The sequence below is a fragment of the Paenibacillus litoralis genome (genome assembly GCF_046244365.1).
Lineage (GTDB): Bacteria > Bacillota > Bacilli > Paenibacillales > NBRC-103111 > Paenibacillus_V.
Genome location: NZ_CP176395.1, coordinates 530,566 through 544,813 on the forward strand (window position 1 = coordinate 530,566; position 14,248 = coordinate 544,813).

General features: G+C 55.7%; 10 protein-coding genes. 9 read left to right on the forward strand and 1 reads right to left on the reverse strand.

All coding sequences use genetic code 11. From position 1 onward, the window contains the following. Positions 1 to 45: 45 nt before the first annotated feature. Positions 46 to 945, reverse strand: a complete 900-nt coding sequence (locus ACKGJP_RS02330) for a phytanoyl-CoA dioxygenase family protein (RefSeq protein WP_409344090.1) — start codon at positions 943 to 945, stop codon at positions 46 to 48. Between the two features lie 538 nt (positions 946 to 1,483). Between ACKGJP_RS02330 and ACKGJP_RS02335 the strand changes: the two genes are divergently transcribed. The 9 genes from ACKGJP_RS02335 to ACKGJP_RS02375 all read left to right on the forward strand — a co-directional run bounded on the left by ACKGJP_RS02335 (position 1,484) and on the right by ACKGJP_RS02375 (position 14,140). Then, the gene (locus ACKGJP_RS02335; protein WP_409344091.1) at positions 1,484 to 2,338 is read left to right on the forward strand and encodes a helix-turn-helix domain-containing protein; all 855 of its coding nucleotides are present in this window, start codon (positions 1,484 to 1,486) and stop codon (positions 2,336 to 2,338) included. 194 nt (positions 2,339 to 2,532) lie between these two features. Continuing rightward, positions 2,533 to 4,869 (forward strand): helix-turn-helix domain-containing protein, encoded by a 2,337-nt coding sequence (locus ACKGJP_RS02340; protein WP_409344092.1) that lies wholly within the window; start codon positions 2,533 to 2,535, stop codon positions 4,867 to 4,869. A gap of 291 nt (positions 4,870 to 5,160) precedes the next feature. After that, on the forward strand, positions 5,161 to 6,123 hold the full coding sequence (locus ACKGJP_RS02345) for an ABC transporter permease (RefSeq protein ID WP_409344093.1): 963 nt from the start codon (positions 5,161 to 5,163) through the stop codon (positions 6,121 to 6,123). Positions 6,124 to 6,134: 11 nt separating this feature from the next. Then, positions 6,135 to 7,007, forward strand: coding sequence for a carbohydrate ABC transporter permease (locus ACKGJP_RS02350; protein ID WP_409344094.1), 873 nt, complete (start codon positions 6,135 to 6,137; stop codon positions 7,005 to 7,007). 77 nt (positions 7,008 to 7,084) lie between these two features. Next, on the forward strand, positions 7,085 to 8,638 hold the full coding sequence (locus ACKGJP_RS02355; RefSeq protein ID WP_409344095.1) for a hypothetical protein: 1,554 nt from the start codon (positions 7,085 to 7,087) through the stop codon (positions 8,636 to 8,638). A gap of 153 nt (positions 8,639 to 8,791) precedes the next feature. Then, a complete protein-coding gene (locus ACKGJP_RS02360; protein ID WP_409344096.1) occupies positions 8,792 to 9,979 on the forward strand; it encodes a glycoside hydrolase family 88 protein in 1,188 nt (395 codons plus the stop codon). Between the two features lie 32 nt (positions 9,980 to 10,011). Then, positions 10,012 to 11,307, forward strand: coding sequence for an alpha-L-fucosidase (locus ACKGJP_RS02365; protein WP_409344097.1), 1,296 nt, complete (start codon positions 10,012 to 10,014; stop codon positions 11,305 to 11,307). An 800-nt stretch (positions 11,308 to 12,107) separates the two neighbouring features. Next, a complete protein-coding gene (locus ACKGJP_RS02370; protein WP_409344098.1) occupies positions 12,108 to 12,872 on the forward strand; it encodes a sugar phosphate isomerase/epimerase family protein in 765 nt (254 codons plus the stop codon). Positions 12,873 to 12,970: 98 nt separating this feature from the next. Then, a complete protein-coding gene (locus tag ACKGJP_RS02375) occupies positions 12,971 to 14,140 on the forward strand; it encodes a Gfo/Idh/MocA family protein (protein WP_409344099.1) in 1,170 nt (389 codons plus the stop codon). The last annotated feature ends 108 nt before the right edge of the window (positions 14,141 to 14,248 follow it).

A 14,248-nucleotide genomic window follows, 5' to 3' on the forward strand; every position in this document is an offset into this window, starting at 1 on the left:
GGTTTCATTTGCGGCAAGACGTTTTTTGAAAACGGCTTGCCGCATTTACATGGAAATGGAGATGCCTCGGTTCATACGCTTCCCTGCCGCGAGACGGAGGCCTTCGTCCCATTGCCTGCACCATTCGTTAAAATCCGACAGCACGCTGTCCGGTGCGCTTTCGCTGCGCGCGACGAATGACGGGTGATAGGGGCGTCCGGACGGCTGACCGGTGCGGTGGTAGCGCAGATCAATGCTCCAACGAATAATGTCCGACAGGTTCGACGTGCCCCGGTGAGGCGTATATTTGTTCATGATGACGATGCCGCCCTTCGGGCAAGGAGCCAGCTTGACGGGGCCAGCAGGCAAGTGCTCCGGTACGATGGTAAAGCCGTCTGTGGGCGTATGCGGCAAATATCCGTCCTTGAAGACGCCGGGCATGACTTCCATGCAGCCGGTTTCGGCGATCGCGTCGACGAGGGGCAGCCAGAACGTAAACATGTCGGTTTCGTCGGCTTCCTCCAGCGTAACCCCCGCATCTTGATGCCACGGTACGTTCAGGAAGAACTCAGGCGTCTCGGTGCCGAAAGCCCGATTCGGCACTTTGGCGCGCAAATGCTGGATAGGGTTGCACATGATGTCGCTGCCCAGCAAGCTGCCAGCGACATCGAGCAGATTTGGATTGCGCAGGAAATCGAACAGCTCCGGTATGCGCGAATGCATGATGTCGAGGCCAAGCCCGATTTCTTTGCTCTGCATAAAGAGAGAAGTGTACCGCTTCTCGAAGGATTCGCCTTCATGAAGTTCGGCAATTTTGCCTGCCTCCTTCAGCTCGTTCGCCCTCCGGTCGATAAAACGCTCAATGCCGGCGATGACCGGCGCCAAATCCGCCTCGTTCAGCGCATTTTCCACCACGAGGTAGCCTTCTTCGTGAAACTGTTTCACTTGCTTCTCCGTCAATTTCATCTCGATCCGACTCCTTATCGTTATCCTGTACCCGCCTAAACGGCTGGTCGTTCCGCCCCGCAAATCGCCGTGGGCAGCACGGCTTCCGCTTTGCGGGATTGCTTAAAGTGTAGCAAAACCGACGCGGATTTTGTGTCGTTCTCTAGCTCATTTTTGTTGTGATATTGCGGTTTATTTGACTCTGCTTTTCGCTATATTTTTGATCAGCGGTTGTCCGGATACAGGCTCCTCCGATCCCGGAATTTTCCAGAAGCTAGCTGCTGTCTAGCGCAAAGCCTGGAAGGCCGGTTCGCGGATATGCGGGATGCTGGCTACTTGCGATCCGCTGCGCGGAATCCGTGTTCCCGGCGTCGGAATCTGTGTGCGGATGACACTTCTCCATCCAGCAGCAAGCCAATGCCGCCTCCATCCGCTTGTTTCTCCATCTTACGCATTGTATGATCCTTGATAAGAACAACAATATCCAAACAAAATTTAGCGTTAGGGGTACGGCCGATGAATCGGGATGATGAGGCCATGCGAGAGGAGCGTTTCCTTTATGTATGTGCATGACAAAATGATCGCATTCGATCACCGGAAAACGACGTACGGCACCTTCAAGGAGACGTTTCACGCCCATAAGGCAATGGAGTTCGTTTATGTATACGAAGGGGAAGGACGCTTGATCAGCGAGGGACAGACGTATGCGATCAAACCCGGGACGCTGCTGGCTTTTCAGCCGTTTCAGCTTCACCGCGTTCAGATGGACGTCACGGAGACGGCTCCTTTTGTCCGCACGCTGCTTATCTTCGATGAAGGCCTGCTCACGCCTTATTTGGAGCCGTATCCTGCGCTGCGGTCCTTTTTTGACCATCTTGTCAAGGATAAACTGACGGTAAAGACGATTGAAGGGCTGGGCGCCGCGGAGCTGCTGGTCCGTCAGCTGGACGATTGCCGGCAGCTCATCGCCGAAGCCGCACAGCAAGAGAAGGCGGAAGCGCATATACACGCCGTGTTGACCTTTTTGCGGCTGTTAAAGCCGATTTGGCTTCAAGCCGAGCGGAACGGAGATGTCTACGGACAGCGTACGCCTCACCGGGCCGAGCGGATCATGCAGTGGCTGGAGGCGCATTACGCCGAGCCTTTCGAGCTCGAAAGGCTGGCCGGCGAGCTGCATGCGTCGACGTACCATCTTTCGCATTTGTTTAAAGACGCCACCGGAAGCACGATATCCGACTATTTGCATGCGACCCGCGTGCGACACGCCAGCATGCTGCTGACCCATACATCGCTTTCGATTCCGGAGATCGGGGAGAGGGTCGGGCTGACGAATCCGTCCTATTTCTGCCAGCTGTTCAAGCGCAAAATGGGCGTATCGCCGCACCGCTACCGGCTCATCCAGCGGAAGCGGTAGAACGCGTTTCAGACAGGCAGCGGCACTAATGCCGAAATCGCTTCCTTTATCCAGTTCCATCCATTTGCCGTTGAACGCGACTCATGGTACCTTATTATAGAATTAGACATGTGTACCGCCAGACCAATTCATCTCAAAAAGGCGAAAGCCGTTCTTTCAATATAAAAGAAAGCGTTACCGGAAGGGGAGCCGACATGATTAGAAAGCTGAGAGGCATGCTGCGGCTGGGCGTGTTCGACAATGCCAAAAGCGGCTTTTACCGCAAAAGCTTTGCGATCGTTCTGCTTATTACGAGCTTGCCTACCGCGCTGCTCGCTTTTGCCACCTATTATGTCGGCACCCGCCAGATCGAGCAGGAAGTGAACCGGACGCATCAGGTGCGGCTGCAAAATACGGCGGACAAGCTGAACAATCAGCTGGCCCAGCTGGAGAAAACGGTCACCATGTGGACGTTCGACCCGATGCTGAAGGCGAGGCTGGGCAGCATGACGGTCGAAACGTTCGAGAAGAGCTATGAGCTGCGCAACGATTTGGCTCAGTCATTGCTCGTCATGGGCAGCTCGAGTCCTTTGCTGCGGGAAGTGCGGCTCTACATTCCGGGCTCCGAATTGTACATTTCCCCCCTCAATTCGAGGGTTATCGTCCCTCTCGAAACCCGGGATGAGATCGTCTATTACGCATCGCTTATGCAAAACGAAAAAAACCGCTATTGGGCATACGTCTCGGGCTACCTCTCGCTAGTGCAGAAGCTGCCCGAACGGTCTCCATACGGCTATTTGCTGGCCCGTTTCGACGAGGCGGCGATCAACGCTTTGATTCAAACAGACAACGAGCTGAAGGGTACCGCCTTTCTGCTGAAAGATAACGGAGAATGGCTAGATCCCGCCATCGGCGCGGAGCCTGACAAGCATCGCTTCGATTTTGCGCTGAAGCAGAAGCTGAGCGAAGAAAAGGACAAGTCGGGCTCGTTCTTCATGGATTGGCAGGGGGAGAAATACGCCGCTTCCTACGGGACGATTCAAGCGACCGGGTGGACGTATATGTCCGCAACGCCGGTCTCGAAGCTGACGCAGCCCGTCATTACGATGTCGCGCGCGCTGATCGTTATCGGCTGTCTAGGCGTAGCAGTCGCCATATTCCTGTCCTGGTTCGCTTCGCGCAAGCTGTATCAGCCGATCGTCCGTCTCGTAAAGCTGTTCCGGGCGGAGAAGGCCGATACGGCAGAGATCGTCGCCAAGGACGAGCTGGAGTTCATCGAGCGGCAGTGGCAGTTTCTGAGCAGCCAGAGCAAGCATCTGCACGAACGGCTGGAGCAGCATCTCGATTCGTTGCGCGAGCTGTTTCTGTTCCAGCTGCTTCACGATCACCTCAGCCATCTTACCGAAGACGATCTGCGGAAACGGATGGAACAGTACGGCTGGGAGGTCGAAGGCCAAACCTATGCGCTGCTCGTCGTCCGGCTGCTCGGATTCTCCAAGCTGCAGGACCGTTTCGTCGACGGAGACGAGCAGCTTGTCACGTTCGCCGCGGCAAACGTGATCGGAGAGCTGGCCGACAGCTTGTTCGCGCAGGCGGAGGTCATCAACGAGCAGGATTTGTCGGTCAGCGTGCTCGTGCTGCTTCCGGACGGGCAGCCGGACGGCGAAGCCAAGAAGCAGCTTCAGTCGTTCAGCGAGCATATGATTCACACCTTGTCCGCGGTTCTGAAAATGAACGTCATGATCGGCCTTTCGCGGCGGACGCCGCGGCTTTCCGACCTGCCACAGGCTTACGATGAGGCGAACCGTTCGTTCCGCCACCGTAATTTGCAGGAAATCAACCAGGTGCTCGACGTCGAGGAAATGACGGTCAGCGCCCAGCCGATTCCTTATCCGTTCGCGACGGAGAAGGAGCTCGTGCGCTGTATCCGCGCAGGAGAACGGGAAGAAGCGCTGCGAACGGTCGACCGGTTCGTCGAGGAGCTGTCGGCAAGCGGAGAGACGGAGCTCGTCGTCCGCCAGGGCATTCATCAGCTGCTGGGCGTCGTGCTGCATCACATTATTTTATCCGGCTTCAATCCGCAGTCGCTTTACCGGGGCGCCGATCTGTACGAGGAGGCCGGGGAGCTGCGTGAGCCGGACGAGATGACGTTCTGGTTCCGGGAGAAGCTGTCGGTTTATTTGGACGCACAGGTTGAGACGATGCGCAAGACGCAAGACAGCCTTATGACCGAGACGGTCGATCAGGTTATCGCGCTGCTCCAGGAGGAATACGCCAAAGATATATCGCTGGAGACGTACTGCGATCGTCTGGGCATCAGCATCTATAAGCTTAGCGCGGGCTTCAAGGAAGTAACGGGCGTCAATTTCATCGACTATTTGACGAAGATTCGCCTCGACAAATCCAAGGAGCTTCTGCTTCGCTCGAACGAGAAAGTGAACGACATCGCTTTTCAAGTCGGTTATCAGCCGTCCTACTATTACCGCGTATTCAAAAAGCACGAGGGTGTCACCCCCTCGCAATACCGCGATATGTACAAAGAAAACGGGTAGCGCAGGCGTAAGAAACGGCGCTGCCCTCAAGAAGAGCCTTCCGCGTGCGGGAGGCTCTATTTTTTGTTTCCGTCTTTGAACAACCCGCGGCGTGCGGGGCATATTCCGGGCGGGTGCACTTTTTTAACGGAGTGCACTTTTTTGCGCGCCCCAAAAAGTGCATACCGGACAAACGGCAGTGCACACGTCTGCAAACAATGTGCACCCGGTGCAAAAGTTTGATGTTGTGCGGAGGCTGCCGCGGCGGGTATAGTCTGGCTTACCGGAACAAGATAGGAGTGGGGTGTTTGCATGGCAGTTACATCGTTAGATAAGCAGTCGCTAGGCAAGCGGACGGCATCGGGTACGGGATCGCTGAAGAAGCAGTCCTTCCGAAAGCATCTGTGGTTTTACTTGCTGGCTGCTCCGGGCATCATTTATTTTCTTCTTTTTCATTATGTACCCATGTGGGGCGTGCTGCTCGCGTTTCAGGAGTACAGTCCGTACAAAGGGGTTTTCCACAGCGAGTGGGTCGGCTTCGACCATTTTATCCGATTTTTCAAGGATCCCGCCTTTTTCGAGTTATTGAAAAATACGCTTTTGCTCAGCTTCTACAATCTGTTCTTCTACTTCCCGTTCACGATTCTGCTCTCGCTGCTTCTGAATGAGGTGCGGTCGACGCTCGTCAAGCGGTTCGTGCAAACGGTCGTATACTTGCCCCATTTCGTATCGTGGGTCATTATCGTCGGCATTACGTTCATCTTCTTCGGGCCTTCCGGCGTTCTTAACCATTATTTCGAAACGTGGTTCGACGGCAAAAACGTACCGTTCCTGATGAGCAACGACTGGTTCCGTCCGATGATGGTATTCCAGCAAATTTGGAAGGACGCGGGCTGGGGAACGATCATTTTCATGGCGGCGCTGGCCGGTATCAATCCCGAGCTTTACGAGGCCGCTAAGGTCGACGGCGCGAACCGCTGGCACAACATCGTGAATATCACGCTGCCGGGCATCCGGAGCACGATCATCGTTCTGCTTATTTTACGGCTCGGCTCGATTCTGGATTCGAACTTCCAGCAGGTGTTTCTCATGTGGAACACGTTCAACGAAAGCGTTTCGAACGTCTTCGACCTTTACGTATACAAAGTCGGTCTGCAGCGCTTCGAGTTCAGCTTCAGCGTAGCGGTGGGACTGTTCAACTCGGTGGTCGGCCTAATCCTGATCATGATCGCGAACTATATGGCCAAGCTATTTAAAGAAGACGGTATTTTCTAGGGGGTGACAGTATGAGACTGCGGCGCTTTTCTTTATTCGATAGTATCAACGGTTTGTTTCTGCTGGCGCTCACGCTGGTCGTCATCATCCCGTTCTGGTATATGCTGGCGGTATCGCTCAGCCCGGTCAGCGAGTCGCTGGGCGGCAGGTTTTACCTGATTCCGAAGGAATTTCTGCTGGAGGCATACCAGTATTTATTTTCCACCGACCGGTTCGTCAAAAGCATCGGCAACAGCATTTACATTACGGCCGTAGGCACGGTATTCAATATCATCGTTTCGATCACGCTCGCGTATGCGCTTTCCAAAAAGACGCTGCCGGGACGAAAGTTGATTCTTCTCATGATGCTGTTTACGATGGTATTCAGCGGCGGCATGATTCCGAAATATTTGCTGATTAAATGGCTGGGGCTGCTCAACACGTATTGGGCGCTTATATTGCCCGCGGCGACGAATGCATTTACGATTCTCGTCATGAAAACGTTCTTTCAGAATTTGCCGGAAAGCCTCGACGAGGCGGCTCGTATCGACGGGGCCGGCGAAGTTCGCATATTGGTTTCCGTTGTCATTCCGCTGTCGATGCCGATTATCGCGACGTTCTCGCTGTTTTTTATGGTGTCGCACTGGAACGAGTTTTTCGGCGCGATCATTTATTTGAGCGATAACGCCAAGTGGCCGATTCAAGTGCTGCTGCGGCTTATGGTTGTCGTCGGCGACACGAAGATCGGGGCGGAAAGCAATCTCGACTTCGAAATGGTCAGCAAGGTGGGCGACAATGTCAAAATGGCCGCGATCATCGTGGCGATGCTGCCGATCGTGATCGTGTACCCGTTTCTGCAAAAGCATTTTGCGAAGGGGGCGATGCTCGGGTCGATCAAGGAATAGGCCGGTTTTCGCTCCAATAGCTTGACGGAATGGGAAAGTTGAAATCCTAAATGTATCCGATGAGGGGAGTTATTCAGATGAAAACGAAAAAATGGGTCTCTGCGGCACTTGCAACGACACTCGCGGTAAGCGGCTTGGTCGGCTGCGCATCGAAGGAAGAAGCGAAAACGGGCGAGGGCGGCAAAACCTCTACGGAAAGCGCGAAGCCGGCTGAGCCGACGACGATCAAGGCGCTTGCGATCCTGTCGAGCGGCGAGCCGCCGGTGCTGGAGAACAACCAGGCGCTAAAAGAAATCGAGAAGCGCGCCAACGTGAAGCTCCAGGTCGAATTCGTGCCTGGCGACGTTTATACGGATAAAGTGAACATTGCGATCGCGGCGGGCAGCCAGTACGATATGATTTTGATGACGGACGGCAAAGACGACAAATTCGTTAAGCTCGTTAAACAAGGCGCGTTCCATGACATTTCCGCGCTTGTGAAGGACTCCAAAAACCTGCAGCGCATCCCGCAGTATACGTGGGACAACACGACGGTGGACAGCAAGGTGTTCGGCGTTCCGAGACCTCGCGCCATTCACGGCGGCGGCAACGCAAACTTCTTTATCCGCAAGGACTGGCTGGACAAGTACGGCCTCGCGGTTCCCAAAACGATCGACGAATTCACGAACGCCTTGAAGGTGTTCAAAGAGAAAGATCCGGCAGGCGGCGGCAAAACGATTCCGCTCGTCGCAGGTCCTTTCACCTCGCCTTGGTACGGATCGCTTAACCCGATCGGCTTCGGCTTCGGCTTGCCTTACACGTACAAGGTGGATGGAGATAAAGCTTCTGCTTATTTCCAACAGCCGGAATATAAAGCGTATCTCGACTGGATCAAAATGGCGTACACGGGCGGCTTGATCGACAAAGACGCGCCGGTGCTCAAAAGCGGCCAAGTGCAAGATAAATTCCTGTCCGGCGTAGCGGGCGCATGGGTTAACAACGTCGGCTTGCTCAACGAGAACAAGCTGGCTACCATACGCAAAGCCGATCCGAAAGCCGAAGTCGTCGGCATCCCGTCGCTAACAGGACCGACAGGCAAAACTGGCGTGCAAATGATCGAAGGCTATTTCGGCATTTGGGTAATCCCATCCAACGTATCGAAGGACAAAGCGAAGAAAATCGTCGAGTTCCTCGACTGGAGCGCAACCGAAGACGCAACGATTCTCGGCAAAGCAGGCGTGCAGGGCGTTCACTACAGCAACTACAACAAAGAGCTGAACGTGGCGGAGCGCACTGACGAACAGAAGAAGCTGTACGACAAAGAGAAGCCGAACCTGCTTATTTTGCAAAACGACTACACGAAATACTACTACGTCGATTCGCAAAAGCCGGAAATTCAAAAGGCGCAAAAAGACGTACTCGACGCGTTCGACAAAGTCGGCGTAGCGAATCCGTTCCTGATGTACCTGTCGGAAACGAACGGCAAAAACCCGGACAACACGAAGAAGATCACTGATGCTACCGTCAACTATGTCATGGGCAAAGGCGAATGGAGCGCGGTTCAAGCCGAGGTCGATGCGTGGGGCAAAGGGATCGGTGCTACCATTTTGAAGGAATACATGGATCAATATAACGCGAACAAGAAGAAATAACGAAATAAGCTTGCAGCGTTCATGTAGGAAGGGAAGAGCCGGAGGTGGACCAACGTCCATGTCCGGCTTTCCGTTTACGGAGCTTTCAGCGGGGATATGCTCCTGAAGGTCCGTTATGAACGGCGGTTGACTTCGTGCAGGAGGGAAGACGGTATGAATCGAGTGGCAGATGAGGGCATTCGGTATCCGGAACGGTTTACCGGAGGTTTGGGCATGACGAAAGCGGAGTGCGAGCAGGCGATTGCGTTCGTGCTTCGCAAAATCGATCAAAATTTGGAGACGTTCGTCGATACGTTTCCGGCGCCGGCGAGCACGAATCTCGTGTACGAGGCGACGGACAACGAGGAATGGACGCCCGCATTCTGGACCGGAATGCTGTGGCTCGCTTACGAGGTGACGGGAGACGACAAATACCGGAGAGTTGCGGAAATCCAACTGGATACGTTCAAGAAGCGCGCGGAAGAGCGCATCGGGACGGAAACGCATGACCTCGGGTTTCTATACACGCTTTCCTGCGTGGCCGCATACCGGCTTACCGGCAACGAGGAAGCGAAGCGGACGGCGCTGTTGGCGGCGGATTTGCTGATGACCCGCTATTACGATAAAGCCGGCATCATTCAAGCGTGGGGCAATCTGAGCAATCCGGAGCAGCGCGGCCGAATGATCATCGACTGCTGCATGAACCTGCCGCTGCTCTATTGGGCGGCCGAGATGACTGGCAATCCTGCTTATTATGACGCTGCCGTTTCGCATGCGAAGCAGGCCGCCGCGTATCTGATCCGCGACAACGCGTCCAGCTACCATACGTTCTATATGGACGTGGAAACCGGAGAGCCGAAGTACGGCAAGACATCTCAAGGGTATTCCGACGATTCCTGTTGGTCGCGCGGACAGGCGTGGGCGATTTACGGCTTCCCGCTTACTTATGTGTATACCGGCAATCCGGAAATGCTGGAGCTTACGAAGAGAGTTTCGCACTATTTTCTGAACCGGCTCCCCGAGGACTTCGTCTGCTATTGGGACCTTGTCTTCACGGACGGCCCGGAGGAGCGCGACAGCTCTGCCGCGGCGATTGCCGTATGCGGACTTATGGAGTTGGCCAAGCATTTGCCTCCGACGGATGAGACCAGAGCCGTCTATGAGCAAGCGGCGCTGAAGATGTTGAAATCGCTCGCCGATTCGTATACGTCCGCAGAACGGCCGGATTCGAACGGCGTTTTGCTGCACGGCGTTTACGGCAAGCCGCTTGGCAACGGCGTGGACGAATGCTGCATTTGGGGCGACTACTATTATTTCGAGGCGCTCGTCAGGGCGACCCGTGACTGGAAGCTATACTGGTAGGCGTTGAAGGAGTAGAGGAGGAAACGAGTAAGATGACCGCATATAACTGGCCTTCGTTTTACGGCGATCCGTCTTGGTTCGTGCAGGACCGGCTCGGCATGTTCATTCACTGGGGGCTGTACTCTTCCGCCGCCCGGCACGAATGGGTCATGAACCGCGAGTCGATTCATCCGGACACATACCGGAAATATTTCGACCATTTCGATCCGGATTTGTATGACCCGGCTGTTTGGGCGCGCAGCGCTCGGGAGGCGGGGATGAAATATGTCGTGCTGACGGCGAAGCATCACGAAGGCTTCTGCTTGTGGGACAGCAAGCTGACGGACTATACCGTTACGCATACGGCCTACGGCCAAGACGCGCTGCGGTTGTTTGTCGATGCCTTCCGCGCCGAGGGGCTGAAGGTCGGTTTATATTATTCGCTGATCGATTGGCACCACCCGGACTTCCCGGTCGACGGGCTGCATCCGCTGCGTGATGACAAGGCGGCGCGGGAAGCGAACGGCGCCCGCGATATCGCCCGCTATCGTGCGTACATGCTCGGCCAGGTGCGCGAGCTGCTGACGGAGTACGGCACGATCGACTACCTGTGGTTCGATTTCTCGTACACCTACATGAAGTGGGATTGGGCGAGCGGCAAAGGGAAGGACGATTGGGGCTCGGAGGAGCTGGAGCGGATGATCCTCGAGCTGCAGCCGAATATTTTGCTGAACGACCGGCTGGAGCTGGACAGGGGCGTCATTACGCCGGAGCAGTATCAGCCGGATAAGGCACTCGTGAAGGACGGCAAGCTCGTCGTGTGGGAAGCGTGCCAGACGCTTAACGGCAGCTGGGGCTATGACCGCGACAACCTCGACTGGAAGCCGGTTCCGATGCTGGTGGAGATGCTGGTCGACACCGTGAGCAAGGGCGGCAACCTGCTGCTGAACGTAGGCCCGAACGCGCGCGGCGAGCTCGATTCGCGATCGCTCGACAGCCTGTGCGGGATCGGCGGCTGGACGAGGGTGCACGGACGGTCCGTTTACGGCGCGGGGCCTAGCGGCTTCCGGGCGCCGAACGGGTGCCGGTATACGCAGAACGGCAGCCGGTTGTATCTGCATTTGTTCGAGTGGCCGTTTAAGCACATTCACTTGGACGGTCTGCAGGGCAAAGTGGCGTACGCGCAGTTTTTGCACGACGCGTCCGAGGTGCGCATGACCGAAGCGCCTGTCCATACGCAGGCGTCACTCGACTCCGAACGTCCGGAGCCGGGCCGCCTGACGCTCTCGCTGCCGATCCAGCGGCCCGGGGTGGCCGTGCCGGTCATCGAGCTGTTCTTGAAGAAGTAAGCTCAGCTGGGGACCCGGCAGCCGGCCCGGCTAACGATCGACGGCATCGTGCCAAGGAGGCGGGCTGCTTAGAAGTAAGGTGTAGGGGACGACCATTCAAGGGCTGTAGGCGGCTGATCGGCCAACTGACGGTTTTGTGGCGAGCGGTGGGCTGCATATCGAGACGGCATTGGAGAGTAACCGGTTCTTGGGATAGTTGGCTGATCGGCTAGTTGACGGTTTTGTGGCGAGCGGTGGGCTGCATATCGAGACGGCGTGGAGGCTTAGCAGTCTCTAGGGACTGCTAATTCATCGAAAACGCGAGTATAAGGGAAAATAGAAGTCTTTATGGTCTTCTAATCGGCGTTTATTGATGAATACAGCCGGATTTCCCCTGATTAGAAGTCTTTATCGTCCTCTAAATTTAGCCGAAAGGGATTCTGGAGGCGAATAGCAGCCTTTAACGTCTTCTAATTCGGACGAACGGGCCTCGCCTTGCTTTCCGGATACCGTCTTATCCGATATCGTCATATCGTCCGATGACAGCCGTCGGGTCATCGAGCTGCTCTTGAAGAAGTGAACGAACGCTAGTATTTAATAGCGGCATACATGTTTCGATGGAGAAAACGCAAAAGCGGAAGATGTTATAACGGGTGGAAAGTTTACGGGCCGCCTTTGACCTCGCGTTCTACCTTAAGCAGCATTCATGGAACGCGAGGTCAACGAAGGCTGGAAGCCGTTATAGCGATCTGTAGCTTCATCCGTTATCGACGGTGCGGAAAAGGAGTTTGCCCTACTTGAATAAAAGGGAGAGAGAACGCATGAAACACAAATTCGCCGCACAGCTCATGACCGTGCACCAAGAAACCGAGAAGGACTTCCCCGGCGTGCTGCGCGACTTGAAGCAAATGGGCTGGCCGGCCGTTCAAGTTTCCGGCCTGCGGGGCTGGCCGGCCGAGGAGATCGCAGCGGCGCTTAAGGAAACCGGGCTGCAAACCGCCGGCTTCCACGTGCTGCTCGAACGGCTGCAGAACGAGCTCGATACGGTCATGAACGAGGCGCGGATGTTCGGCACCCGCGACATCATCTGCCCGTATATGCCGAAAGACTTCCAGAACCCGGACGGCTACCGGAAGATGCGCGCCGAGCTTAACGGCATTGCCCGGCGGATCGCGGCTCAAGGCTTCCGCTTCTCGTACCACCATCACGCATTCGAGTTCGCTACCGAGGTGGAAGGCAAGACGGCGCTCGAATATTTGCTCGAGCCGTCTGCCGACAATCTCATTCTCGCGGAAATCGATACGTACTGGGTCAAGAAGGGCGGCAAGGATCCGCTCGAGTTCATTCGCCCTTATGGGAACCGGATGCCGATCATCCATCTGAAGGATATGTCGATCGGCGAGGAAGAAACGGCCGAAATCGGCACGGGCAGCATCGATTTCATGCCGATCCTGCAGTGGGGCGAAGCGAACGGCGTCGAATGGTACGCCGTCGAGCAGGACAGATGCCCGGGCAATCCGATGGACAGCCTGCAGCTGTCGTTCGATAACATAAACAAGCTTGCGGACAGGTTGCCGCGCGGTTAACCATCAGTGATCGGCGAGCAGGGGGGAAGCTTGAATTTACCGTACCGGCAAGCGGCTTACCTGCAACGATGCCGTTCATTAAACGGAGGAGATACACGATGAGTAACGTGAGATTGGGAGTAATCGGACTCGGCAATATGGGGACGATGACGGCGAATTATTTGCGGCGAGGGGACGTACGGGGCGCCGAGCTGGCAGCAGCCTGCGAAATGAATCCCGAGCGTCTGGAATGGGCTCGCGGCGAGTTCGGCGGCAGCGAAATCCGGCTGTTCGGCAGCGTGGAAGAGCTGCTCGACTCGGGGGCGGTTGACGCGGTCATCATATCGACGCCGCACTACGATCATCCGCGCATCGCCATCGAAGCGTTCAAGCGCGGCCTGCATGTGCTTACGGAGAAGCCTGCCGGCGTCTATACGAAGCAGGTTCGCGAGATGAACGAGGCGGCGGCGGAGTCCGGCAAAGTGTTCGGCATTATGTACAATCAGCGCGCGCTGCCGCTGTATCAGAAGCTTCGCGATCTCGTGCAGTCCGGCGAGCTAGGCGTCATTCGCCGCACGAACTGGATCGTAACAAACTGGTACCGGACGCAGAGTTACTACGATTCGGGCAGCTGGCGAGCAACATGGGCCGGCGAAGGCGGCGGCGTGCTGATCAACCAGGTGCCTCATCAGCTCGATCTGTGGCAGTGGACGATCGATATGATGCCGGTTCGCGTACGTGCATTTTGCAACTTCGGCAAATACCGCAGCATCGAGGTCGAGGACGACGTCACCGCTTATGTCGAGTACGCAAACGGCGCGACGGGTCTGTTCGTTACGACGACGGGAGAATACCCGGGTACGAACCGTTTCGAAATTACCGGCGACCGAGGCAAAATCGTCATCGAGGACGGCAAGCTGACATTTTGGCGGCTGCGTGTTCCCGAGACAGAATTCAACCGGACATGGACGGGCGGTTTCGGAAATCCCGAGTGCTGGAAGATGGAAGTGCCGGTCGGTGAGCCGAGCAAGGACGGCCATATTCTCGTTACGCAAAATTTCGTGGATGCGATTGCGAAGGGCACGCCGCTGCTGGCGCCGGGCGAGGAAGGCATCAAAGGACTGACGCTCTCCAACGCGATGCATCTATCCACCTGGACCGACAATTGGGTCGATTTGCCGATAGACGAAGACTTGTATATGGAACATTTGCAGGACAAAATCAAGACGAGTCGTGCGAAGAAAGAAGCGGGCGGACAAACGCTCGATGTGAGCGGCACTTTCGCTTGATCTTAATGGATAACCGAGGAAGCCCGTTTATTCTGAGCAGCGCAGAAAGCGCCGGAATAAATGGGCTTTTTGCGTTGATTTCCGTATATAGGAAGAGCTTCTGTAGGA